Below are 23,196 nucleotides of genomic sequence, written 5' to 3' on the forward strand. Positions count from 1 at the left end.
TTCAAGGGATAGTCGGCCGCTATTCTTCGGCGGTGACAGAGCGCGATGATGCCGCCGGTCGAGTCGAGGACGCCGTGGCGGGCAGGCTCGCTCACGCATACGGTCTGCGTGTGACCGCCGTCGAGCGCATTCCGTTCGGCGTGGAGACCGACAACTTCATGGCCCACTCGGCGGATGACTGCCGCTTCTTCGTCAAGGTGTATCGATCGGGTCAGGACCTCGGGCGGCAGATCGTGCGTGTGGAGTCGACGCGTCACGCCCACGCCCACGGCGTTCCCACCGCCGCCGTGATCCCCGACCACGTCGGCCGGGTGATCTCGCCGGGGCCGGGACCGGCCCTGTCCGTCTGGGAGTTCGTGACCGCGACTCCCTCCGCTCACCCGTGGACCCGCCGCCTCGCCGAGAACCTCGGCCTGACGCTCGGGCATTTGCATCGCGTCTTCGCGGACCACCCGTCGGCGCGACGGCTGGTCCCTGTCCGGCCGCTGTGGTGGGACCGCGACCCCGGGCGTGCCCTGGAGATCGCGGACGGTGTCCTGCGCCGGATCGGCGAGCCGCGAACGCAGGCCGACGCCGCGCGGCGCGAGCAGGTCGCGACCCGCCGCGCGGACCTGGCGACCCACGCTCCGGGCCTGACCGCGGGCCTGCCTCGGGTGGTGGTGCAGCCGGTGCACTACGACTTCACCCGCCCGAACGTACTCGTCGCGCCCGACGACACGATCGCGGCCGTCATCGACTTCCACGACCGCATCGCCCCACCGGCCTGGGAACTCGGCCGGATCGCGTTCGATCCCCTGACCGTGGCCACCGGCGACGATTGGCCCGCCACGGCGCTGACCACGGTCGCCGCATACCGCTCCGAGAACCCCGAACTGCCCGCCGAGCAGGTCGTCGCCTGCGCGCGCATGGCCCTGCTCCAGGCCATGCAGTCGTTCTTCGGCGTCCGCGAGCACTACGAACGCCCCGACCCGGTCCACCAGGCCGACCTCGACGGCTATTGGCATCGCAGGTGGCAGATGACCCGCCGCCTCCTCGAAGCTCTGCCCGACATCGAGGACGCCCTCGGGACATCGACGAGACGACCTCGATTCACCAGGTAGCTCGTGCAGCCGGGCCCGACATCCACCTCGGACGGGATGTGGGTCGCCGTCGTCGGTGATCGACCGAGGCGTGCCGCGTGTCGGCGTCGCCCCGGTCCGGGGTGGCAACGGCCGCCGCTGTTGCGACAGTTCGTCACTCAGAGTCGTCGGGGCCCGACACCATCCCCGGCGAGCGCGTCGCCGGGGTTCAGCAGAGCGCATGCCTTCATCGAGAGACATCCGCAGCCGATACACCCGGTGAGCTCGGCCTCGAGTCGTTCGATGGTCTGCCGACGCTCCTCCAGCCGACGCCGCCAGCCACGCGAGGCGCGCTGCCACTCCTGGTGACTGGGCGGACGGTCGAGCGGCACGTCGGCGAACGCTCTCGGAGGTCGAACAACGGGATGCCGATGCGTTTCGCCACCGCCGAACTCGTTGCCGTCGAGTTCGCCGACGCCGGCATGTTCGACCAGGGTGCCGAGGGCGCGCTCGACTCGCCGAACCGCAGCCCGCTCATCCGGCTCACCGAAGCCGTCCCCGCCCAAGCGGTAGTGCGCGATGACGGCATGCTCGGCATCACCTCCGGCAGCCGCATCATCTCTGTGGTCCATGCGTGGACGATCCCATCGCGCCCTGACGAGGTCTCCGCCGCAGGCGTCGGCGATTCCTGCCGCGTGGGGACCAATCTCGCGGTTGACGTCGGACGGATGTCGGATCCGACACGCGGTGAGACGCCGTGGTGCTGGGCCACGGAGGTAGGTTCACCGATGATTTTTCGGCGGTTGCGGGGTCTACCCATCAACGACAAAGGGAGCACACCATGCGCAAGATCATCGTTTGCACGTTCCTGACGCTGGACGGCGTCATGCAGGCGCCGGGCGGTCCGGACGAGGACGCGGAGAGCGGCTTCGAGCACGGCGGCTGGCAGAAATCGGTGTCCGACGACGAGGTCGGCGCGGCTATCGCCGGTTGGTACCAGCACTCCGACGCGATGCTGCTCGGCCGCAAGACGTACGAGATCTTCGCGTCGTACTGGCCGACCGCCGATCCCGACAACCCGTTCACCGAGCGGATGAACAGCATGCACAAGTACGTGGCGTCCCGGACCCTGACGTCCGTCGAATGGCGGAACTCCACGCTGCTGGAGGGCGACATCGTCGATGCCGTGCGCACGTTGAAGGGGTCCGAGGGCGGCAACATCAACGTCGTCGGCAGCGGCGACCTCGCCCAAACCCTCATGCGGCACGACCTCGTCGACGAGTACCGGCTGACCATTCACCCGGTGATCATCGGCACCGGCAAGCGGCTGTTCGCCGACGGAGCCATCCCCACCGCGCTGGAGCCGGTCAGCGTCTCGACGACGAAGGGCGGCACCGTCCTCGGCATCTACCGGCCGAACGGCAAGCCCCGCTACGACAGCTACTAGCGAGAGCCAGGGCCTGTAGGAGTTGTGATCGATGCTGTCCGCGAACTGATGGAGCACTGGAGTGGCATGACGTGAACTGAGCGATGAGGAACGGGAGTTGGTCGAGCCGTTCCTGCCGCGAGGCAGGTTCGGCCCCTGTTCGGAGTGGACCGGACGCCGGTCAGCGGGCGAGTACGTGGCCGTCGTGGGGGCGGTGGTCGCGGGAGCGGCGCAGGTCGGTGGTGACGTAGGTGCGTTGCAGCCAGCGGTCTGCTCCGTCGTAACGGGAGTGGAAGGCGGTGCGGCCATGGACGGTGACGCGGTTGTCGATGACGACCAGGTCGCCGGGTGCCAGGCGCAGGGTGCGGGCGGTCGCCTCGCAGGCGCGGCCGAATTCGATCAGTGCCGCGGTGGCCCGAGGGGTGAGCGGGGTGGTGACGAGTTGGGCCATCCGTATGTCGGGATCCTCGGCCGCTCCCGACAGCACCGGTCGGGGCTTGACGGCGGGCTCACCCGCGGCGGCGTCGGCGCCGAAGGAAGGTGGTGGTGTGGTGATGAACTCCGGTGCGAACAGGGCCTGGCGGCCGGCCGGGGTGAGAAGCGGCAGCGCTTGGCGGATGCCTGCGACGCGCATGCCGGCGATCCGGTCGTGGTCGGCGCGCAGGCACAGGAAGATCACATAGTCGGGTGGGTGGGGGTGGAAGCCGTTCTCGGTGTGGAAGGACAGCGGCACCGATCCGGCGTTGCCGTGGAAGCTCTCCTGCCCGGGCACGGGCACGACGTCCTGCACGAGGGCACCGGATTTCTCGGCCCGGTAGGCGAGAGGCTCGCCGAGCCCGCAGGCCACCATGGTGAGCACCGCGGCCGAGACGGTGGCCCGGCGCTGGACCGAGCCCGGTACGGACGGTGTCGCGGGCAGGGCCGCCTGATCGACGGGCAGGCCGCCGATCACCAATGTGCCGTGTGGGCCGGAGTGCCTTCGGAAGCGGCGCACCCCACGGCGCAACGGGGACGGAAGGTCCTCCCAGGCGTCCCGGGCCCGGGCCACCCACTCGGGGTCGTCGACGCGCTCGTGCCCGCCGGCGCACAGGGTGCGGGCCAACTGCTCGCACGCGCCGGCATCGGCCGGGTCGAGTGCCCAGTCGGCGGCGACGGCAGAGCCTCGGGTGGTGTCGGGCGTGGTCTCGGGCATCGGGGTCTCCTGCCGAAGGTGGGGGCGGCGGACATGCGGACTCACGAGTGGCGCAGGCCGGCCACGGCGTCGGCGACGTAGTGGTCCCCGAAACGGATCAGGGAGGCGTACCGGGCTGCGCGGCGATGGCGCATGTGCCGTAGTTCGGCGACGGCGTTGTCGGGGCCTTCCGGTTTCTGGGCGATGGAACGATGCAGATGCACCATCGAGTACGCGAGGGTGACGTGCCGTTCACCGTCCACGATGTCGGCCTCCAGGAGAGCGCCCCGTACCTCGGCCAACTCCGGGGCGCGGGCCGCCAACTGCTCGTAGGAGTCGGGAACCGCGGACAGCAGGTCCTTCATCGCCGCCCGGAACAGCTTGTATCCGCGATGTTGGCGCCCGCTCAACGGGACGTCCACCGACGGCGGCGCCATGGTGTGCCGGATCGCCGCCATGTAGTAATCGGCCGGGACCGTACTGGCGTGGGTCATGGCCGCCGGGAAGCCCCGCACGTACACCGTCGCGTCCGCCAGCCGCAGCAGGGCGGCATCGCCGTCGCCGTGCCGGAGGTGGCGGGTGGCGTCGGCCACGGCGACCGCGGCGCAGACGTTGAACAGGACATGGACCTGGTGCCCGATGAGCCACCGAGCACTCCACACACTCTCCAACGAGGCCGCCGCGGCAGGCTCGGGGACGGCCGGCGGCGGTACGGAGTCGGGGTCGGCGCTCGGCACCGCGCCGGTCAGGTCGAGCACCGACTGCCGCATCCCGGCCGCCTCCAGCGCCAGGTCGGCACCCGACAGCGGGGCCTCACACAGGTCTTCCAGACCGCGCTGGACGACCAGGACACCGTGCAGGGCGGCTTGCTGATCCGACAGCTCCCCTTCACGGACCCGGAAGTACGACTGACTCGTCGACTCCGCCGGCAGTTCCTCGCCGGCCACGGCCGGAGCCAGAACCGACAGCGCGGCCACCAACTCACCGGCAGCCGCGGCGGCATGCCGCAGCGCGACGGTCCGCTCGACAGGTCTGGCATGGGTCGCCAGACCGGCCAGCACGCGCGCGGTGCGCTGCGCCTCGGCATCGACCCGCGTGCCCAGCACCGGGACGGAGCGCCCGCCTCGGGGCTCACGGAAAACAGCGACAGCAGGATGACCGGCAACCGGCGATATGCCCATGGCTGACGTTCGCCAAGAACACCCCACACGAAACCCTGAACCGCAAGACCGTTCCTGAGGCCCCGGCAACCCGATCGGCTGCGTCATGTTCGTGGGCGCGGGTCCAACAGGCCGGCGGCGCGGGCGGTTTCGGTGGCCTCGCGGCGGGACGTCGCGCCCAGTTTGTCGAGGATCGCCGCGACGTGATGTTCCACGGTCCGCACCGACAACACCAGGTGCCGGGCGATCTCGGCGTTCGTGCGGCCTTCGGCGAGCAACTCGAGGACGTGCGATTGGCGGGTGGTCAGTCCCGCCGGATGGGTGCGGGTGGCGGGTACGGGGCCGCGGGGCACGCGGCGCAGTCCGAGGGCGCGCAGGCGGGCGCGGACCAGGTCGGCCGCGGCCGAGGCGCCGAGTCCGTCCAGTATGCCCAGCGCTGTCAGGGTCGGGTCGAGTTCCCCGGACTCGGCGAGCTCCATGGCCTGTTCGTAGGGTGCCCCGGCGGCGGCGAAGCCCTGCGCGGCAGTTCGCCAGTCGCCGCGCAGGCTCGCCGCGTACGGCTCCGGGCAGCCCTCGAACGGCTCGGCCGCGGGCCCGGATCGGGCCAGATGCCACAGGAGTTCGGCCCGGAAGGATTCCCTGCCGGGCCGGTCCAGACACGGCAGCAGCACGTCGCGGACGACGCCGGCGGCTTCCGGCCGGCGGGCGAGCCAGGCCCATTCGGCGTAGGCGATGCCGGCGTAGGCGAGCCCGGGCAGGGAGCGCTGGCGCAACGCGCGATGCCACGCCTGAAGCAGCGGTTTCTCGGCGCCGGCGTCGCCACGGCGGGCAAGGAGCCGCGCATACGGCGGGACGCTGTAGACGTAGAGCATCCCCGGGTCGTCGACGCCCTCCACGAGCGCCCGCAGCGCCTGCTCGGCGGACGCGGTCTCGCCGCGTCGCATCAGGGCCAGGCAACGGTGCACGTCCAGGTTGTAGGCGTGCGACCAGAAGCCGCATTCGCGCGTGAACGCCAAGCCCTCGTCGACGCACCGGTCCAGATCGGCCAAGTCGTCGAAGCGGTAGAGCAGTTCGGCGAGGTTGGTATAGGCGCGGGCGGCACTCTCGTGGGACCCGTCGTGCAGGGCGGTGGCGAGGCTCTCGCGGACGCAGCGCAGCGCGGAGGCCGGTTCGCCCAGGTCCGCCCGGGCCACCCCGAGGTAGTTCAGGCACAACGAGATCAGATCCGAGCAGCCGTGTTCACCGGCGAGCCGCCGGGCCTGGTCGAGGACGCCGACGGCGCGTTGGCTGTGGCCGGTCAGCGCGAGCAGCGCGCCTTGGTGGGTGAGTGCCGATGCCAGCGCCGGGGTGCGGCCGAGCGGGGCCAGGACGCGGACCGCCCGGGACACGGCGTCCTCGGCGGCGTCGGTCTCCCCGGCCATGTAGTGGTGGCGCGAGAGCCGGACCAGGGCCCGGCCGAATGCCGCCGGGTCCTCCAGCGGTTCGTACCGGCGCACCGCCTCCTGGCCCGCGCGTACCGCCGAGGCGAAGCGGTGGGCGTTGTACAGCTCCCAGGCGTAGTCGTCCATCAGGCCCGCGCGGTCTGCGGCGGTGAAGCGATCGGGGTGGCGCAGCGCGGCCTCGAAGTGCGTCAGCGCCTGCCGGTGCGAGCCGACGCGCGCCGCCTCCCGGGCGGCGGCCGGGGCGTGGGCCGCGATGGTCTCGGCGTCGTCGGAGCGGACCGCGTGGTGCAGGAGCCGGTCCCGGTCCGGTTCCCGCCGGGCGAGCAGGGCGCGCACCACGGCACGGTCGAGGGTACGGCGGCGCAGGGCGGGCAGGCTGCCCTCGATCGCGCGACGGGCGAGCTCGTGCCGGAACGCCAGCCCCTCGGGCCGTACTTCGACGATGCCGCGCCGTTCCGCCTCGGCCAGGGCGTCGAGCCGGTCGCCGAGCAGTTCCTCGGCGAGGCGCAGGCCGACGTGGGTGGGCACCACGGACAACTGCTCCAGCGCGGTGCGGCAGTCCTCGTCGAGGACACGCACCCGGGCCAGCACGGCGTCCGCGACGGTCTCCGGCACCTCCCCGGGGGTGTCGGCGAGGACCTCGGTGACGTAGAACGGGTTGCCGCAGGTGACGGCGTGCAGGGTCCGCGGATCGCGTCCGGATCCGGCGGCGAGTCGGGCGACGGCGTTCGGGGACAGCGGTCGCAGGGGGAGTCTGCGCACCCGGGCGCGGGTGAGGGCGCCGAGCAGCCTCTGCAGCGGATGCCGGGTACCCAACTCGTCGTCGCGGAAGGTGAGGACCAGGACCGTGCCGAGGTCGTCGACGCGTCCGGCCAGATAGGTGAGGGCGTCCAGAGTGGCGTCGTCGGCCCAGTGCACGTCCTCGACGACCAGCACGATCGGGCCCGCCTGCGACATTTCCGCGGAGATCGCGGCGAACACGGCCTCGCCCGCCGCCCCTTGGGTGAGAGTCCGCTCCAAAGGGCCGCCGGTGCCCGCGGCGGCATCGCGCAACGCGCCGAGCGCGCGCGGCGCCATCAGGTCGTCGCAGGCGCCGACGAGGACGCGCACGTCCGCTCGGACGGCTTGCGTGAATGCTCGGATCAGGCTGGTCTTGCCGATCCCGGCCTCGCCGAACACCAGTACTACCGAGCCCCGCCCGTGCCCGGCGTCGTCGCTCGCCGCGAGTAACTCGGCCATTTCCCGGTCGCGTTCCAGCATGGCGCCCCCAACCGACAGCCTGCCCCGCTGCCGATCCGTTGTCGCCTCGATGCGTGCCGTCCACGGCGGTCACGGCACCGGACGACGCGACCTCATCCACCAAAATCCACCGGACACGGCCTAGGTGGCCACGCTCCCCAACATAGGTGGCGACCACCGATGCCGACCACCGGTCAACGCCCGTAGAACGGATCGTGTCGGCACCTCGCCGAGGGGAGCGGCGGCGACGGCCTTCGATCCACGGCGGCCCGCGGCCCGCGGGCCGGTCACGACGCGAGGCGGCGACAGGCACTGCAAGGCAGGACACAACGGGAATATGAATGTGGGGGAGAAATGACCGAAGTGGAGTCCCCGGCGGTCGTCGGCCGTAGCGGAGAACCGCCGTCCGAACCGGACCGTCGGGTTCAGCGGCCCGCGCCGCGGCTGGACATCGAAGCCGTCGAACCGCCCGTCGAGTCCGACGAGGCGCTGGTCAACAACGCGTTCGCGCTCGACAGTTCCTACATGGGCGTCGCGGTGCGCCCGGGCGGCCCGAGCATCGGCTGGTTCCGGATCTTCAAGGTGGGCGGCTGGTTCCAGGGCGGCGCGGACCAGCTCGTGGCGATGGACTGGACGCCCGGCTTCGCCACGGTCCACGAAGAGGCCCTGGGCGGAGCGCTGACCTCCGCTCCCGGAGCGACGCTGTGGAAGAACCGCCAACGCATAGACGTCTTCGCGCGCGGCCTCGACTCGGCGACCTGGCACCACTGGCGCGACTACCAGCAGGGCGTGACCGGCTGGAACGGACCGCACAGCCCGCCGGACAACACCTCGATGCCGGCCGTGTGGTCGTCCGCGGACCATCTGCTGCACTACGCGGTCCGCGGCACCGACAAGCAGTTCTGGACCGCGACCTGGAACGAGTCGACGTTCTCCTCGTCCGGCTGGGGGTTCACGCGCCCGGGTCCGGTCGAGTTCACCTCGGCCTGCGCGGGGGCCGCCCCCGAGATCAACGTGATGCGGCTGTACGCGCGCGGGGCGGACGGCTATCTGTACCGCACGCAGGGACGCCAGTCGACACCGTCCAGTTGGGAGACCTGGCAGCGAGTCGGCAACCAGCCGGTGCAGCTGGCCGGCGCACCCACCGCGGTGAACTGGGGCTGGTGGGCCGAGGAGATCTTCGCGATGGGCGTGGACGGCCACGTGTGGAACGCCTGGTACCGCGACCAGGAGGGCTGGAACTGGGAGAAGCTTCCCAAGCCCAACAACTCCACGGCCGGGCTCTACCGCCAGGCGACCCCGATCGTGGTGAGCCACCAGGTGGGGACGCTGGACCTGTTCGTCCCGGGTCACACCAAGGAGTTCCTGACCAACCGCTGGAAGGGAACCTGGCACGGGTGGCGAGGCGTGGTCGTCCCGAACCACTTCTACCCGGTGCAGTAACCGCACCGCGCGTCATCCGAGTTCCGCGGGTGGGTGTGCCGTGAAACCGGGACACCACCCGCGGAGCAGCGCCGCGTGAGAGCGTCACAACGATTGGGGTGCAGCCGCCCGAACGGGATCCTCGGATTCCGGGTGGCCCGGGCCGCCGGTCGCGGCAGCGGCACGCAGCGCCGCCTCGACGCGGCGGTTGCCGGTCATGGTCGCCGTGACGGCGGTCATGGCGAGGAGGAGGCCGGCGGCGGCGTAGAGCGGGGTGCGTACGTCGTATGCGGTGGCCAGCCAGCCGCCGAGGAAGGCGCCGAACGGGGCGGCGCACATGGCGAGCATGCGGGAGGTGGAGGCGACGCGGCCCATCAGGTGGGCGGGAACGATCGCCTGCCGGAGGGAGGGGCCGAGCACCATCGTGGCGCCCATGCCCGCTCCGCAGACGGCGAGCGCGAGGCCGGCGACGTTCGGGTTCGGGGCGGCGGCAAGGCCGAGGACGGCGAGGCCCTCGACGGCGGCCGTGCAGGTCAGCGCGGTGCCGGTGCCCAGTAGTCGGCCGAGGCGGGAGGCGATGGCCGCGCCGAGGAGGCCGCCGGTGGCCTCCGCCGTGAGGAGCAGGCCGAAGCCGAAGGTGTCGATGCCGAGCCGGTCGTGCGCGAAGAGGGCGAGTACGGTCTCCAGGGCGACGAAGGCGATGTTCCCGACGGCCGGGCGCAGCGCGAGTCCGAGCAGCAGCCGGTCCCGGAAGACGTGCGAGGCGCCGGCCCGCGCCTGCCGCAGCAGCGACTCACGAGCCTGCGGTACGGGCCTGGGTGCGGCGGGCAGCGACCGTACGAGCAGCGCGGAGAGCGCGAACGAGACCGCGTCGGCGAGCAGCGGGACCGCCCGCCCGAGCGCGAGCAGCGCACTGCCCGCGGGTGGTCCCGCGAAGCCGGACGCGGCGGTCTGGGTGCCGCGCAGGCGGGAGTTGGCGCGCTCCAGGAGCACGGGGTCGCGGCCGAGCAGATCCGGCAGATAGGCCGTGGCGGCCGTGTCGAAGAAGAGTCCGCCGAGGCCGAGGAGGAAGGCGACGGCCGCGAGCAGCGGAATGCTCAGGACGTCGAGCGCGGCCGCCGCCGCCGGTATCGCGAGCAGCACCGCACGCGCCGCGTCCGCGACCCACATCGTGCGCCGGCGGTCCCAGCGATCCACGAGGGCTCCGCCGAGCACCCCGAAGAGCAGCCAGGGCAGCGTGCCGGCGGCCGTGACGAGGGCGAGCGCCATCGGATCCCGCGTCAACGCCAACGCGAGCAGCGGCAGTGCGGCATGCGTCACCCCGTCACCGAGCGAGGACACCGTCTGCGCGGTCCACAGCCGTCCGAACCCGGTCGGCAACTTCCGGATGTCCGAGGTCACTTGGCGTCCCCCTCGGTCTGCTCGGGTTCGGCCTTCTCGGGTTCGGCCTGCCCGCGCGGTGCCGGGTGGAACAGGGCGAAGACGAGTGACGCGTCCGGCAGCGACGGATCGGACAGCTCCCGGTACTCGTCCGCCAATGCCTGCAGCCGTGCCCCCAGCTCCGCGAACTGCTCGTCGGTGAGCCGCAGATGCGCCATCCGTACGTGCCGCTCGCCGTCGACCGGCGCGGCCTCCAGGTCCGCCACCGCATGCCGCATCAGCACATCCGGCCCTCCCTCACCCGGATCAGGCAGCACGATCGACCGGGCGGCCATCGCGTAGTACCGCTCGGTGACCCCCCGCACCTTCCGCGTCCGTACCACCTTCACCAGGCCGGCCCGTTCCAGCAGCCGCACGTGGTAGCTGGAACTCCCTTTGGCAAGGCCCACTCGCTCGGCGATCTGCGTGATCGTCGCGGGCTCGAAGCGGAGCACGGCCATGATCCGATGGCGCGTGAGATTGGAGACGGCGCGCAGCTGCGCGGCGGTGGTGACGTGAAGCGTCTCGGGAAGATCGTCGGCAGGCATGCGGTCAATGGTCAACGATTCTTGACCATTGAGCAAGGGGGTTTCGTGCGGTACCGAAATTCGCTGCCCCTCGACGCGGGACGCCTCGGCGCGGCGTGTGGCCTCCCCGCCTTCGAACAGGGTGGCAGGGGCAGGGTTTCCGGGGTGCGGGGACGGTGTGCGGGTTCGGGTCGTGGCCACGCTCCCGGTCTTCGGGTGGGGCGCGCTCCGGTGGTGGTGAGGGCCGCGCCGGACTCGGCGGTCAGGACGCGGAAGCGCCACGACAACGGACGTGCCAGGCAGGCTTGGAGCTTGGGGCGGGCGCGCGGTTCGCGCGACCCGAAGTGCCCGGCGGTGCACGTGTCACACCGGTCGGCCATCAGGCCCGGAGCTCCCACCACGGTCAAATGTCTGCGGGGTTCAGCGTTTGACGCGGCCTCGAATGGCTAGGGCTGCGAGGCCCAGAAGGACGGGTTCGAGGAAGCGGGACGTCATCTCGATGTAGGTGCCCGTGGCGGTGAGGTTTTGGCCGGAGGAGCGGAAGACCACGGAGTTCAGGACGACTCGCGTCGCCTTCCCAGCTCGCTTGGCGGTCAGTCGCTGATGAGGTGAGCCGGTCAGGACCGGGTCGGGGTTGTCGGTGACGAGCCGTACGGGTTGCCCGGGTGCGGCCTGGATGCCGGTGGTCAACGGTTTGGGGTCGCTGGTGGGCAGGCCCCAGAGCATCATCGCGATCACCGTGGCGGTCATGGCCAGGCCGAGCCAGGTGAGTGCGCGGGTGGCGCGTAGTCCGTAGCCGGACAGGGCCCAGTAGGCGGTGATCAGGGCGCGTTCCGCTTGGGGGGTGTCGTGGTGGTCGTGGCGGCGCATCTCCATCTCGCCGTAGTAGAAGTCGGCGGCGCCGGGTTCGTTTCTGCCGTCCTCGAACGCTTTGCGTAGGTCGCGGTAGACGGGGGCGAGGTCGTCGGGTCCGGGGGTTTGGTCGGGGTCGGGATGGTGGGGGCCCGGGGTCCAGTCGCGGGTGGTGGGTGTGGCCGGGTTGGCGGGTGGAGTGCGGGTGGCGCGCCAGTGGTGCTCCTCGGCGAGGACGCGGCGACGGGTCCACCGCCAGGGGACGCCGTACCGCCAGTGCGTGGCGGCAGGCGGTGCAGCGAAGACGGTGCGGCCGGTGAGGCGGAGTTGGTCGAGGTGGAACGCCCCGGTGAACACGCAGCCGGACAGGTCCGCGTCGGTCAGGACCAGGTGAGCGGCGTCGACCCCGCGCAGTGAGACGACCCGAACCGGTCCGGCTGGTGATCCTTCGGCGAGGACCGCACCGGTCCGGGTGTTGAAGCGGGTGGGGTGGGCGGCGACGGCGATCGGTTGGGTGACGATCGCTTCGGACAGGTCCAGGGCGGAATGTCGAAGGCGCAAGGTCGCGGTGGCGTCCCAGCGGGTTCGGGTGCACCGCACCGTTGTCGCGGCGACCTCGATCACCACCGGCGCGGCGAAGACCGCCCCCGGACAGGTCGAGAGTCCCCGCACACGCCAGAGGCCCCAGCATCGCCGCGGACTGGAACGTCGCGCCGCGGAAGGCGGCGTGGGCGGAGAACGTCGCGCCGTCGAACACGGTGTCGGCGGAGAACGTCGCGCGGTCGAACACGGCGTGGGCCGAGAACGTGGCACGGTCGAACACGGCGTGGGCGGAGAACGTCGCGCCGCGGAACACGGTGTCGGCGGAGAACGTGGCGCGGTCGAATCTGGCGTGGGCGAAGAAGCTCGCGCCGCGGAAGACGGCGTCGGCGGAGAATGTCGCGCGGTCGAACACGGCGTCGGCGGAGAACGTGGCGCGGTCGAACACGGCTTGGGCAGAGAATGTCGTGCCGCCGAACGCGGCGTCGGCGGAAAAAGTCGCGCCGCGGAACACGGTGTCGGCGCAGAACGTGGCGCGGTCGAATCCGGCATGGGCGGAGAACGTCGCGCCGTCGAACGCGGCCGTGCCGAGACGTGGGTGGGTGGTGGGGTCGCGGAGTGCGTCGAGGAGTGCGGCCAGGAGGGGCGCGTCGAAGGTGGTGCCGCGGTGGTCGACGTCGGCGCCCGGCGTCAGGGTGGCCAGGTACGCGGCCCGGTCGGTGGGGTTGAGGTGGGCCAGGCACCGGGCATGTCCGGTGACGTGTATGCCCCGGCATCCGACGGGGTCGCTTGTGGTCGCGCCTTCCGCGCAGTACGGCCACGGCGGGGGTGTGGGCGAAAACGTGGGGGACGACGTCATGCCACCGGAGACGACCCTGCGTGAACCTTCGGTTGCGGACCGATCACCCGAACCAGCCGAACCGCCCCGGACCGGGCGGGCGTTCGGGGGAGGCCCGAGGCCCACCCGGTGCGGGCACTAGTCCACCGCGTCGTACTCCGCGTCGACGACACGACGTTGCCGCCGGGTGTGGGGGAGTTGGATGAAGCGCCGGAGAGGTGGTTCAGGCGCACGGTGTCGAGGCCGGTTCCGGTGGTGCGTTCGGTGTCGTCGACGATGGCGTGAGCGCGGCTCGGCGGATCAGGCGGGTCGGGCCGGCGATTTGTCCGGCGGTGCGCTGCGAACCTCCTCGAACTGAGCGCGAACGCCGTGGTGTTCACGGACGAGTGGGGCCGAATCCTGGGGGACAGGGGCGCCCGTAGGGCATGATTATCCGTATGGAGACCCCTGACTCCGCGCTCTCGCGCGCCCATGCCGCGTACGCCTGCTTGATCGTTCGCAAGCCCGCCGAGGAGGCGTTCCGTGCCTTCGCCGACCCGGCTGTGACCTCCCGATTCTGGTACAGCAAGAGCAGCGGTCCGATGGTTGCGGGAGCCGAGTTGCGCTGGGAGTGGGAGACGTATGGTGCATCGGCCGAAGTCCGGGTCAAGGAGGTCCAGGAGGCCCGGCTGATCCGGTTCGAGTGGGGCAACTACGGGCAGCCGACGACCGTTGAGTTGCGGTTCACGCCACACGCGGCAGGAGCCACGTTCGTCGAGGTCACCGAGACCGGTTTCGAGGGCTCGGGGGATGATGTCGTGCGCTGGGTGAACGACACCGTCGGCGGATTCGCCTCAGCCCTGTGCGCCATGAAGGCCCTGCTGGAACACGGCATCGAACTCAACGCCGTCTCCGACCATCATCCAGTCTGATCGGCACAGCCCGCACCCGGTCAGTAATCCCTACCTTCCGGCGCGGCGGGTCGCGGAGCGCGAGGCCCGTCCGGGCTTCGGCGGGCCTTGGCCGCGCTGCCCGGTCGTTGGCTGCCGCCTCCGGCTCGGCCGGCAGACGCCGAGCACAAGCCGCTGCAGCTGCGGTGGCGGCCGAGTACGGTCGGAGTCGTTCGCGTTCGGCCTCCGGTGATCCGCGCCTTGTGTACCGCCGGCGACAGACGACACCCGCCGACGACCACTCGGTCGTAGGCGGGTGTCGTCGCTGAATCTCATTGTGCGGGGCGCGTGATCGCCGCGACCTTGTCGACCTGCGCCTTCATGACCGCCTCGGGTATCGCCACCGGTGGTGGGCCGAACATGGCCGCGGACATGCTTCTGAGCAGTACCGGCCCTACCCGGACCACGGTGACGACGATCGAGTACTGCCCGTCGTCCGTGCCGAATCGAAGCGACAGGCTGTCGTCACCGAGGTCGTAGCCGGCGCCGCCGGTCAACGCGTACTCGACGGTGGAACTCTCCTCGGGGGCGGGGTTGTCGGTCGTCTCCGCGAAGTCGCCGCACGACGGCAATGCCTTCCTCGCCGCCTCCAGGGCCCCAATCGCGTCGTCCCCGGAAAGGAGAGCGATGCTCACCGAGTGGGAGGTGCCCGGCGCCTCCTCCGACTCCAGTCCGAGGTGGGTCACAGCCCTCGGCGCGGCGGCCCCGGACAGATCCTCCAGATCGGCGATCGGCTGGCACTGCGGCTTGGCCGCCTTCGGATGCAACGCGGGCCGGGTGACCTCCCCCGTCGGCGTCCACCCTCTCGGCAGGTCCCGCTCCACGACCCAGGCCGCCCGCAATTGCTCGGCGGTGAACTCCCGGCCCTTCGGCGCGTCGGACGCAACGTTCGACGGGCTTGCAGCCGAACTCGCCGCGGCGACCGGGCCGTTCGACCCGTGTCTCGCATTGCGGGCATTGTCGGAGTCGGGCCCACACGCGCCGGCCGCCAGGAGCAGAGGGATGAGGGGGATGGTGAAACGTCCGCGGGTGGGGCGCATGAACCGGATCGGCCAATCGTTCGATGGTGGGGCCGCGCGCATCCTCGCACAGGGCTTCCGCGACCCCCTTCGGGCGGGGAGATGCTCGTCCACGGTTCGGTGCACACCGCCCCGGGCGGCGGTGGGGGTCGAACGCCATCGAGGCCGCCGCGAAGGGACCCGACGCGGCGGCGGCCGATCCGGACAGGGCGATCGAGGCAGCCCGACGCCGGACGACGCGCACGCCTGGTACGGATCGGATGCCTATCAGGCGACCCTTCCGTACCGCACCAACCACATCGACCGGAGCGTCGTGTTCGTGGACGGGGTACCGAACGGCTACCGCCCCGGTTCCTGATCGTGCGTCACCAAGCCCTATTGGTCCGGTCGTTGCATGCCTGAACCGGTCCCGGCCGGACGCGTCGTGATCGGCGAGCCGGGATCGCCAAGTGGGGGCGGGAGTGCGTGGAGAGGACCTCCAGGGCCGCCATGCAGGCATGGCGGCGAGGCCGGGCGTGAGGTCAGACGGATACCGGAGCAGCGGCGTACTCGGCATCGGTGACGGGTGTCAGCCAGTGCACGACGTCGTGCTCGGCGTCGCCCTCGTTGATGGCCAGGTGGACCATCAGCCGGTTCGGGGCGGCGCCGTGCCAATGCTCCTCGTCGGCCTCGAACAGGACACGGTCGCCGGGCCGGATGACCTCCACCGGTCCGCCGCGACGCTGACACAGGCCGACGCCTTCGGTGACGAAGACGGTCTGGCCCAGCGGGTGGCGGTGCCAGTGGGTGCGGGCGCCGGGCGTGAAGTGCACCAGGTTGGCGGTGACCCGGGACGGGGCGGGCGCGGCGGCGACGGCGTCGATGAAGACGTCGCCGGTGAACCAGTCGGTCGGCCCCTTGGCGGTGTCGATCGAGCTGCGGGTGATCTGCACGGTTGCTCCTTGTCCGGTGGAGGGGGCACGGTGTGAGGAGTCCGTTGGAGGGGGTCAGGGCGTGAGGAGCGTCTTGATGGCGCGGCGCTCGTCCATGGCCTGATAGCCCTCGGCGACCCGGGCGAGGGGGAGGGTGAGGTCGAAGACCTTGCCCGGGTCGATCCGGCGGGTGAGGACGCGGTCGATCAGGTCGGGCAGGTAGCGGCGGACGGGGGCGGGGCCGCCGCGCAGGCCGACGTGGGAGAAGAACAGCTCCTGCCCGTCGATCGCGACCTCGTGCGGGACCCCGACGAAGCCGACGTTTCCGCCGGGCCGGGCCGTGTGCAGGGCCTGCTGCATGGCCTCGGCGGTGCCGACGCACTCCAGGACGGAGTCCGCGCCGATCCCGTTCGTCATCTCCTTGATGCGGGCGATGCCCTCCTCACCGCGTTCGGTGACGATGTCGGTGGCGCCGAACTCACGCGCCAGCTTCTGCCGGGGCTCGTGCCGCGACATGGCGATGATGCGCTCCGCGCCCAGCTCCTTCGCAGCGATCACGCCGCACAATCCGACCGCGCCGTCGCCGACGACCACGACGGTGGAGCCGGGCCTCACCTCGGCGGCATCCGCGGCCCACCAGCCGGTGCCCATGACGTCGGAGACGGCCAGCAGACCGGGCCGGAACTCCTCGTCCGGCACCTCGTCGGTGGCGACCAGAGTGCCCTGGGCGTTCGGGATGCGCACGTACTCCGCCTGGCAGGTCGACATGAACTCGCGGTGCAGGCAGTTCGACGGGAAGCCGTTCCGGCAATTCACGCAGGTGTTGTCCGAGGTGGCGAAGGAGCCGACGACGAACTGTCCGGGCCGGACCGAGGTGACCTCGCTGCCGACCTCCTCCACGAAGCCGACGTACTCGTGGCCCATCGGGTGCGGGTCGCCGACCGGCTCGGCGCCGCGGTACGGCCACAGGTCCGAGCCGCACACGCAGGTCACGGCCGTGCGGATGACCGCGTCGGTCGGGTGAAGGATCTTCGGGTCGTCCAGGGTCTCGAACCGGACGTCACCGGGGGCGTGGATCACTGCTCCGCGCATGGGGGGTTCCTTACGTCGCCGAGGCGTCCGGCACCGGAAATCCGGCACCGCCGCCGAGTGCAGGGCCGAGCGCCTCCTCCCGGCCCGGCGTGCCGGGCGCGGCGGAGAGCACCACGTCATCCAGCTAACCCCCAGTCCGCACGCGCAGCGAGTCACTGGCGAAGGGCGTACCGGCAGTACACCCTTCCGGCGGTCCCGGCGGCATACTGTCGAGGGGTGGACAACCGTGAAGAGGTCCGCGAGTTCCTGACCTCGCGGCGAGCGAAGATCACCCCCGAGCGGGCCGGGCTGCCCGCAGGCCCCCGGCGACGCGTCCCCGGTCTGCGCCGCAGCGAGGTCGCGGCGCTGGCCGACGTGAGCGTCGAGTACTACGCCAAACTGGAGCGCGGCAACCTCGCCGGCGTCTCCCCGGCCGTCCTCGAAGCCGTCGCCCGCGCCCTCCGGCTCGACGACGCGGAACGCGCCCACCTGCTCCACCTGGCCCGGACAGCCGACGGCTCCGACGTCCTCACCCGGCCCCGCCGCCGCGCCACCCGGCGGTGGAAGCCGCACCCGAGCCTGCAGTGGACCCTGGACGCGGTCACCGAGGGCCCCGCGTTCGTCCGCAACGGCCGCATGGACCTCCTGGCCACCAACCGGCTCGCCCGCGCCTTCTACGCCGACGTCTACGCCGACCCCCACAACCAGGAGAACCTCGCCCGCTTCACCTTCCTCAGCCCCGCCGCCCGCCGCTTCTACCCCGACTGGGACCAGGCCGCCGACATCACCGTCGCCATCCTGCGCACCGAGGCCGGCCGCGACCCCCACGACAAGGACCTGCACGACCTCGTCGGCGAACTCTCCACCCGCAGCGACGCGTTCCGCACCCGCTGGGGCGCCCACGACGTCCGCCACCACGGCACCGGCTTCAAGCACTACCACCACGCGGCCGTCGGCGAACTCACCCTCGCCTACGAAGGCCTGGAGATGACCGCCGAACCCGGCCTCACCCTCACCATCTACACCGCCGAACCCGCCTCCCCCTCCGAACAGAGCCTGCGCCTGCTCGCCTCCTGGGCAGCCACGCCCCAGACCCCGGCGCCCGCGCCCGCGCCCGCACCACACGCCAGTGATTGAGGATCCCCGACCGAAGGGGCCGGGATCATCACGCCGATCCTGTCGTCGAACGATCGTGTGACGACAGGCAGCCCGCGCTTCAGGAATCCCGAAGCGTTCTCACCGGTTCCGACCGATCGATGGTCGGGTCAAGGCGAGGAGGCCGGGGACAAAGGCTCCGCCGCCGCGTCGGCTCACCCGGAGGTGGTCGGGGACGAAAGCGGTGTGCAGTTCTCGGGCACCGCCGCTTCGTCCGCGACGGCGACCGGGTGCAGCAGCGACTCGCGGTAGGACCGGGCCGAGGCCACCATCCTGTCGAGGGTGTCCCGGGCCCGCAGGAGATCGTCGATCTGCGCCGTGATTCGCTCGCGTTCGCGGGCCATCCGCTCCAGCGTGGCGTCGGAGTTGTGCGTGCTCGGGGTGTCGCGGCACGGCATGAGTTCGGCGATGGTGCGGCTGGAGAGATTGGCCGCGTACAGCCCCTGGATGAAGTGGACGCGATCCACGTCGTGTTCCGTGAACTGCCGTTGTCCGCTCGGCGTGCGGGTGCTGGTGAGCAGTCCCTGCTGCTCGTAGTAGCGCAAGGACCGCACGCTTACTCCGGCGCGTGCCGCGAGATCCCCGATCCGCATGACTGCCTCCCGCGTGGTCCAAGCACCGCAGGACGTGTGGGTGCGCCCCACACGGATCCGCGGTGTTCTCCGGTTGCCTCTGACATGGGTGTCAGGTCTTAGCGTACCCATGTGCTTCGGCAATCGGAGCACACGTGTGCACGAGGAGAACCGACATACCGTCCTTCATACCGTCCTTGTTCGGCAGTTGCCGCCTCGGCGCACTCACGCTGGCCAACCGGACCGTGATGGCCCCATGAGCCGCGTCCGGGCAGCCGCCGGCGGCGGTCTGGCCACGCCCTCCATGGCCACCTACTACGCGCAGCGCGCCACGGCCGGCCTGATCGTCACGGAGGGCGTCCGGCCCAGCCGCGGCGGGCAGTCCTCGTCCCGGAACGCTGCCACCGCGCAGCGCCCAGTCGGGTCGGGGGTTCGGCGGTGGCGGTGTGGGTCGCGCGGCACAGGGTGGTCCTTCCCCGAGGACCCTGTGCCGCGCCGCCCGGTTCGTTTCTGCCCCGCTCCCGTCCCGTCATGGGTCGCTCGTTCGGGTGAGCCCGCGGGTCGGGCATCGCGCGGACGAACACCTCGGTGAAGGTGTCGCCGCGGCCGATGTGGCGTTGCGCGGCCGGCCCTGTCCGCACTCGGCCGCGCGGCCGGTACGGCGACCCTCGTCCGGCTGCACGAACGCGGAGGCGCGATGGAGGCGGCGCCTCGGGGAGTGCGCGGACCTCAAGCACTCGGGTCTCTACCGGCGCGATGCGAGAACACCGCGGATGGCGACTGTGTGCGTGCGTTCGAGTCGGATCGAGTTCGCCCGAGCGTGTCGTCCGTCCGCTGTCGCCACGGGCGTCCCGTGCCTGGGGCACGACGGACTGGGCTCGTGCCGGAACGGGGCTCCTCCTGTGCACTCCCGTTCCGGTTAAGGCGACCAAGCCGCCGAATACCGTCCTTTCCTCAGACCATGGGTGTGGAGGGGGAGCGGTGGGGCAGGCGTGCGCAGAGCCATTGCAACGACGAATCCCGGGCGCACGGCGGCGGTTCGCCGCCCGCCGCGGGGGTCGTCGATAGTCGTCGATATCCGAGGAGGGTTCCTGTGAGCACCGGCGACAACGTGTGGGGTCACCGTCCCGAGTCCGGCTACATCGTGGGTACGAGCCTGGTCGGCTACAAGGTCCATGCCACCGACGGTCACATCGGCAAGGTCGACAAGCACAACGACGAGGTCGACGCGTCCTACCTGGTGGTCGACACCGGTGTATGGATCTTCGGCAAGCACGTCCTGCTCCCGGCGGGCACGATCGCGAGCATCGACACCGAGAACAAGGTCTTGCACGTCTCGCGCACCAAGGAAGAGATCAAGAACTCGCCCGAGTTCGACAAGGACAAGCACCTCGGCAACCACGACCACCGCACCCGCACCGGCGACTATTACGGCAACACGGCGCCGGGCACCCCGGGCACCGGCCCCGCCGGCACGCCGTAACCGGCGGGCGGTACCGGCCTCGACGCCGACTCCGCGAGGCTGTCCCCGCCGGTGGCGTGGGCCGGTATTCCGCCCCACATTCGCGGTTCGGCGCGGCCGTACCGCACCCAAGACCCACATCCGCGGGTACCGAGACCCATCGTGTCCCACGCCCGCACGAATCGAGAGGCCGGGTGAACCCCATGGCAGGCAAGTTCGAGGTGTACAGCGACAAGAACGGCAAGTTCAGGTTCCGACTCAAGGCGGGCAACGGCGAGATAATCGCCACCGGTGAGGCCTACGAGACCAAGGCCGCCTGTCTCAAGGGTGTCGAATCGGTGAGGAGCAACGCGGCCGACGCCAAGGTCGAGACTCTGGACTCGTGACCCCGACCGGGCCCGCCGCCCTCGCGAGCGCGGCGGGCCCGGGTCCGGCCACAAGAGGGCCCCGGCGTGGACCGTCTCCGCGTTCTCCACGGGCCGCCCCGCCGATCATTCGGATCGGCGGCGCTGCTCCGAGACCGTCAGGGGGTTCGGGGCCCGGATGCGACCATTTCGCCACGCAATTCGTCTACACCGGCCTCGAGTTCGATCCCGACACGCGGCCCCGGTGTCCTGGGATGCGTCCGGGCTGCGGTCCGCGACATGCTCGGTACCTGGAGCCGGTCCCGGAACCGCGCGGCGACTCGGCCCCGGCGTGGGCGGTTCACCGGAACGAGGCGAACCGCCGCCGGGCGCCGACGCCGGCGTCGGTCGGACGTCGTGACGGGGCCAACGTGTTCCGCCGCGCCGTGATTGCGCGGCTTCGCGAACCACCGGGCGGGCCGGGGCATTCGAGTGGTACCCCGTGTGGAACGCGACCGAGGTGTACCGGTGGGCCCAACGACCGCCACTTTGCCCACCGCGGCGCAACCCGCTGCGCACGGCCTCCCACACCCCGCCCCCGGGCGCCGGGCCGGCGCCCGGTACTTCGCAGGGCCCACGCGCCGGGTCGCCGGGTCCGGCACTCCGCAGGCCCGCCGACCGACTGGCGCACCGATGTCGGGATCGTTCGCCTGATCCATACCGACGAATCGGAGCCGGCGTCCACCGCCGCGACCGCGCCGGCGAACCACCCCGCAGGCCCCGGTGTCATCGTCGTGCCGTGCGCACTCCTGGTCGACATCGGCCGTCCGCGGGTTTGCCGTGTCGGTGGTCCGCCGGTTGCTCTACCAGGTGACCGGTAGCGCCACGGGGCCTCGGATGAGTACGTCCTTCTGCCAGGCCACGTCGTCGGGACCGACGGCCGACCGCAGGTGGGGGAAGCGGGTGAGGAGGGTGCTCAGCAGCAGTTCGGCTTCCATGCGGGCCAGCAGTGGCGCCAGGCAGTGGTGGGGGCCGTGGCCGAAGGCCAGATGGGGCGGTCCCTGGCGGTCGATGTCGATCCTGGACGGCTCGGGGTAGTGCCGTTCGTCCCGGTTCGCTGCCACGTAGGAGACGTAGGCGGCCTCGCCGCGGCGGATCAGGACGCCTGCCACCTCGACGTCCTCGGTGGCGATGCGGGCCTGTCCCACACCGTGTTTGTGGGGGATCCAGCGCAGCAGTTCCTCCACGGCGGCAGGTACGGCGTGGGGGTCGGACCGCAGCCGGTTGTGCAGGGTGTCGTGGGTGAGCAGGACGTGGACCATGTTGGAGGTGTGGTTGCGGACGGCGTGCCAGCCGTTGATGCCCATCAGCACTGCCAGGGCGAGGAGTTCCTCCTCCTCGATCCTGCCGCTCGCGACGGCGGCCGCCAGGTCGCTGACGAGGTCGTCTTGCGGTCGGAGTCCGCGTTCGCGGGCCAGTTCGCGGAAGAAGGCGCGGGCCTCCTCCTTGGCCTGTCGGGCACGCTCGACTCCCGTCTCGTCCTTCGCCCGGGTCAGGATGTCGTTTGCCCACGAGCACAGGCGCGGCCGGTCGGCCCGCGGCACCCCCAGCAGGCCGCCGATGACGTGCATGGGGAAGGGGGAGGTCACGTGTCGGACCAGGTCGGCGGGCGGTCCGATCGCGACCATGGCGTCGAGGAGTTCGTCGAGTACGGCCTGGACGCGGGGACGCAGGGCTGCCATGCCGAGGCGGTTGAACGCCGGGGAGACCACGGAGCGCACGCGTGTGTGGTCGGGCGGGTCGACGAAGCTGACCGCGCGGTCGAGCGGAACCAGGTATCGGTTCATGGTGGGCAGCGGCCGGCCGACGATGTCGCGACTGAACCGGGGATCGGAGGTGACGAACCGGACCGCGTCGTGTCCCGTCACCAGCCAGCACTCGCCGGGGGCTCCGTGCGGCAGCCGGATCCGCATGATCGGTTCGCCCTGCAGCGCTTGGTGGAGGAAGGGGTCGAAGGCGAGCGCGGCAAGGTCCGCCGCTTCGTACAGGGGGGCGTTTGCGTCGGGCGTCATGTGTGGTCCTCGCCGGCTGGTCGTGGCGCAGCGGTGTGAGTTGTTCGATGTCGTGGCGGCCGCGCAGTGCGGCGATGGCGTCGTGATCCACGGGCCCGTCGAGGGACAGGATTTCCAGGAGTTCCTCGAAGTAGCGCTCGTGGTCCGGGGGCGGGGACGACTGGAAGAACATTCGGGCCGGGACGTCGGTGGGGTTGGCGAAGGCGTGGGGGCAGCCGGGCGGGACCGCGATGACCGTGCCGGGCGTGGCGCGGGTCACCCGCTCACCCTCGGGCGATTGCCATCCGCGCCAGCCGTGCGGGGTGCGCACGCGTGGCTCGAACGCGAAGATGTCGACTTCGCCTTCGAGGACGTAGAACAGTTCCTCGCTGCGCGCGTGCACGTGCGCGCCGACGTCGAAGCCCGGTGGCACGAGCACCTCGAAGCTCGATGCCAGGCGCGACCGCGCGCCGGTCACCTTGAAGGTCACGTGCTGGGCCGCGGCGCGTAGGGTGCGGCCCTCGCCCGGGGGCGATCAGGCCGCCGGTCGCCGCGGGGGCGGCGGTGTGCGGGTGTCCGGTCATCGGG

20 protein-coding genes and 2 pseudogenes are annotated in these 23,196 nt (G+C 71.4%); 9 read left to right on the forward strand and 13 right to left on the reverse strand.

Features of this window, described 5'->3' with window-relative positions; genetic code table 11:
• Nucleotides 1-32: 32 nt before the first annotated feature.
• Complete coding sequence (locus tag ACZOOI_RS43460; RefSeq protein ID WP_465282333.1) at nt 33-1,100, forward strand: phosphotransferase enzyme family protein; 1,068 nt, start codon at nt 33-35, stop codon at nt 1,098-1,100.
• 137 nt (nt 1,101-1,237) lie between these two features.
• Here ACZOOI_RS43460 and ACZOOI_RS43465 read toward each other — a convergent pair whose 3' ends face one another.
• Entirely contained in the window at nt 1,238-1,450 is a 213-nt protein-coding gene (locus ACZOOI_RS43465; RefSeq protein ID WP_465282334.1) for a MerR family DNA-binding protein, read from the reverse strand.
• Between the two features lie 39 nt (nt 1,451-1,489).
• Here ACZOOI_RS43465 and ACZOOI_RS43470 point away from each other — a divergent pair, with 39 nt between their 5' ends.
• Nucleotides 1,490-1,930 (forward strand): hypothetical protein, encoded by a 441-nt coding sequence (locus tag ACZOOI_RS43470; RefSeq protein WP_465282335.1) that lies wholly within the window; start codon nt 1,490-1,492, stop codon nt 1,928-1,930.
• Nucleotides 1,900-2,505, forward strand: a complete 606-nt coding sequence (locus tag ACZOOI_RS43475; RefSeq protein ID WP_465282336.1) for a dihydrofolate reductase family protein — start codon at nt 1,900-1,902, stop codon at nt 2,503-2,505. Before ACZOOI_RS43470 ends, ACZOOI_RS43475 begins: the two co-directional genes overlap by 31 nt.
• Before the next feature lie 160 nt (nt 2,506-2,665).
• Here the strand turns inward: ACZOOI_RS43475 and ACZOOI_RS43480 are convergent, their stop codons facing one another.
• The 3 genes from ACZOOI_RS43480 to ACZOOI_RS43490 form a co-directional block, all read right to left on the reverse strand.
• Nucleotides 2,666-3,676, reverse strand: a complete 1,011-nt coding sequence (locus tag ACZOOI_RS43480; RefSeq protein ID WP_465282337.1) for a TauD/TfdA family dioxygenase — start codon at nt 3,674-3,676, stop codon at nt 2,666-2,668.
• Nucleotides 3,677-3,717: 41 nt separating this feature from the next.
• Nucleotides 3,718-4,761, reverse strand: a complete 1,044-nt coding sequence (locus ACZOOI_RS43485; protein ID WP_465282338.1) for a hypothetical protein — start codon at nt 4,759-4,761, stop codon at nt 3,718-3,720.
• A gap of 158 nt (nt 4,762-4,919) precedes the next feature.
• Nucleotides 4,920-7,517 carry an ATP-binding protein gene (locus tag ACZOOI_RS43490; RefSeq protein ID WP_465282339.1) on the reverse strand — a complete coding sequence of 866 codons (2,598 nt, stop codon included), beginning with the start codon at nt 7,515-7,517 and terminating at the stop codon, nt 4,920-4,922.
• A 333-nt stretch (nt 7,518-7,850) separates the two neighbouring features.
• Here ACZOOI_RS43490 and ACZOOI_RS43495 point away from each other — a divergent pair, with 333 nt between their 5' ends.
• Complete coding sequence (locus ACZOOI_RS43495; protein WP_465282340.1) at nt 7,851-8,939, forward strand: DUF8189 domain-containing protein; 1,089 nt, start codon at nt 7,851-7,853, stop codon at nt 8,937-8,939.
• 84 nt (nt 8,940-9,023) lie between these two features.
• Here ACZOOI_RS43495 and ACZOOI_RS43500 read toward each other — a convergent pair whose 3' ends face one another.
• The 3 genes from ACZOOI_RS43500 to ACZOOI_RS43510 form a co-directional block, all read right to left on the reverse strand.
• Nucleotides 9,024-10,319 (reverse strand): MFS transporter, encoded by a 1,296-nt coding sequence (locus ACZOOI_RS43500; RefSeq protein WP_465282341.1) that lies wholly within the window; start codon nt 10,317-10,319, stop codon nt 9,024-9,026.
• The gene (locus ACZOOI_RS43505) at nt 10,316-10,885 is read right to left on the reverse strand and encodes an ArsR/SmtB family transcription factor (protein ID WP_465282342.1); all 570 of its coding nucleotides are present in this window, start codon (nt 10,883-10,885) and stop codon (nt 10,316-10,318) included. The genes ACZOOI_RS43500 and ACZOOI_RS43505 overlap by 4 nt, the downstream gene beginning before the upstream one ends.
• A gap of 399 nt (nt 10,886-11,284) precedes the next feature.
• On the reverse strand, nt 11,285-12,388 hold the full coding sequence (locus ACZOOI_RS43510) for a hypothetical protein (RefSeq protein ID WP_465282343.1): 1,104 nt from the start codon (nt 12,386-12,388) through the stop codon (nt 11,285-11,287).
• 1,143 nt (nt 12,389-13,531) lie between these two features.
• On the opposite strand from ACZOOI_RS43510, the gene ACZOOI_RS43515 reads away from it, so the two are divergent.
• The gene (locus ACZOOI_RS43515; RefSeq protein ID WP_465282344.1) at nt 13,532-14,005 is read left to right on the forward strand and encodes an SRPBCC family protein; all 474 of its coding nucleotides are present in this window, start codon (nt 13,532-13,534) and stop codon (nt 14,003-14,005) included.
• A 290-nt stretch (nt 14,006-14,295) separates the two neighbouring features.
• On the opposite strand, the gene ACZOOI_RS43520 is transcribed toward ACZOOI_RS43515, so the two are convergent.
• The 3 genes from ACZOOI_RS43520 to ACZOOI_RS43530 form a co-directional block, all read right to left on the reverse strand.
• The gene (locus ACZOOI_RS43520; RefSeq protein ID WP_465282345.1) at nt 14,296-15,063 is read right to left on the reverse strand and encodes a hypothetical protein; all 768 of its coding nucleotides are present in this window, start codon (nt 15,061-15,063) and stop codon (nt 14,296-14,298) included.
• 500 nt (nt 15,064-15,563) lie between these two features.
• Complete coding sequence (locus ACZOOI_RS43525; protein WP_465282346.1) at nt 15,564-15,974, reverse strand: (R)-mandelonitrile lyase; 411 nt, start codon at nt 15,972-15,974, stop codon at nt 15,564-15,566.
• A gap of 54 nt (nt 15,975-16,028) precedes the next feature.
• A complete protein-coding gene (locus ACZOOI_RS43530) occupies nt 16,029-17,045 on the reverse strand; it encodes a zinc-dependent alcohol dehydrogenase family protein (RefSeq protein ID WP_465282347.1) in 1,017 nt (338 codons plus the stop codon).
• A 216-nt stretch (nt 17,046-17,261) separates the two neighbouring features.
• Between ACZOOI_RS43530 and ACZOOI_RS43535 the strand changes: the two genes are divergently transcribed.
• Nucleotides 17,262-18,161 (forward strand): helix-turn-helix transcriptional regulator, encoded by a 900-nt coding sequence (locus tag ACZOOI_RS43535; RefSeq protein ID WP_465282348.1) that lies wholly within the window; start codon nt 17,262-17,264, stop codon nt 18,159-18,161.
• A gap of 173 nt (nt 18,162-18,334) precedes the next feature.
• On the opposite strand, the gene ACZOOI_RS43540 is transcribed toward ACZOOI_RS43535, so the two are convergent.
• Nucleotides 18,335-18,772, reverse strand: a complete 438-nt coding sequence (locus tag ACZOOI_RS43540) for a MerR family transcriptional regulator (protein ID WP_465282349.1) — start codon at nt 18,770-18,772, stop codon at nt 18,335-18,337.
• A 167-nt stretch (nt 18,773-18,939) separates the two neighbouring features.
• Here ACZOOI_RS43540 and ACZOOI_RS43545 point away from each other — a divergent pair.
• From ACZOOI_RS43545 to ACZOOI_RS43555, 3 genes and pseudogenes are all read left to right on the forward strand, one after another.
• Nucleotides 18,940-19,196 (forward strand): annotated as a pseudogene (locus ACZOOI_RS43545) (oxidoreductase); the annotation flags it as partial.
• Between the two features lie 648 nt (nt 19,197-19,844).
• Entirely contained in the window at nt 19,845-20,234 is a 390-nt protein-coding gene (locus ACZOOI_RS43550) for a PRC-barrel domain-containing protein (protein WP_465282350.1), read from the forward strand.
• A gap of 182 nt (nt 20,235-20,416) precedes the next feature.
• Complete coding sequence (locus ACZOOI_RS43555) at nt 20,417-20,599, forward strand: YegP family protein (RefSeq protein ID WP_465282351.1); 183 nt, start codon at nt 20,417-20,419, stop codon at nt 20,597-20,599.
• Nucleotides 20,600-21,420: 821 nt separating this feature from the next.
• On the opposite strand, the gene ACZOOI_RS43560 is transcribed toward ACZOOI_RS43555, so the two are convergent.
• Together ACZOOI_RS43560 and ACZOOI_RS43565 are read right to left on the reverse strand one after the other, a co-directional pair.
• Nucleotides 21,421-22,629 carry a cytochrome P450 gene (locus ACZOOI_RS43560; RefSeq protein WP_465282352.1) on the reverse strand — a complete coding sequence of 403 codons (1,209 nt, stop codon included), beginning with the start codon at nt 22,627-22,629 and terminating at the stop codon, nt 21,421-21,423.
• A gap of 22 nt (nt 22,630-22,651) precedes the next feature.
• A pseudogene (locus tag ACZOOI_RS43565) lies at nt 22,652-23,192 on the reverse strand (cupin domain-containing protein); the annotation flags it as partial.
• Nucleotides 23,193-23,196: the final 4 nt, after the last annotated feature.

Source organism: Embleya sp. L77 (assembly GCF_055557415.1).

What these genes read in the sequence shown, in the direction of transcription:
- ACZOOI_RS43495 (WP_465282340.1), top strand. Translation starts at nt 7,851, where the DNA reads ATGACCGAAGTGGAGTCCCCGGCGGTCGTCGGCCGTAGCGGAGAACCG.
- ACZOOI_RS43520 (WP_465282345.1), bottom strand. Translation starts at nt 15,063, where the DNA reads ATGCGCCCCACCCGCGGACGTTTCACCATCCCCCTCATCCCTCTGCTC.
- ACZOOI_RS43505 (WP_465282342.1), bottom strand. Translation starts at nt 10,885, where the DNA reads ATGCCTGCCGACGATCTTCCCGAGACGCTTCACGTCACCACCGCCGCG.
- ACZOOI_RS43470 (WP_465282335.1), top strand. Translation starts at nt 1,490, where the DNA reads ATGCGTTTCGCCACCGCCGAACTCGTTGCCGTCGAGTTCGCCGACGCC.
- ACZOOI_RS43515 (WP_465282344.1), top strand. Translation starts at nt 13,532, where the DNA reads ATGGAGACCCCTGACTCCGCGCTCTCGCGCGCCCATGCCGCGTACGCC.
- ACZOOI_RS43540 (WP_465282349.1), bottom strand. Translation starts at nt 18,772, where the DNA reads ATGCGGATCGGGGATCTCGCGGCACGCGCCGGAGTAAGCGTGCGGTCC.
- ACZOOI_RS43560 (WP_465282352.1), bottom strand. Translation starts at nt 22,629, where the DNA reads ATGACGCCCGACGCAAACGCCCCCCTGTACGAAGCGGCGGACCTTGCC.
- ACZOOI_RS43480 (WP_465282337.1), bottom strand. Translation starts at nt 3,676, where the DNA reads ATGCCCGAGACCACGCCCGACACCACCCGAGGCTCTGCCGTCGCCGCC.
- ACZOOI_RS43555 (WP_465282351.1), top strand. Translation starts at nt 20,417, where the DNA reads ATGGCAGGCAAGTTCGAGGTGTACAGCGACAAGAACGGCAAGTTCAGG.
- ACZOOI_RS43475 (WP_465282336.1), top strand. Translation starts at nt 1,900, where the DNA reads ATGCGCAAGATCATCGTTTGCACGTTCCTGACGCTGGACGGCGTCATG.
- ACZOOI_RS43530 (WP_465282347.1), bottom strand. Translation starts at nt 17,045, where the DNA reads ATGCGCGGAGCAGTGATCCACGCCCCCGGTGACGTCCGGTTCGAGACC.
- ACZOOI_RS43490 (WP_465282339.1), bottom strand. Translation starts at nt 7,517, where the DNA reads ATGCTGGAACGCGACCGGGAAATGGCCGAGTTACTCGCGGCGAGCGAC.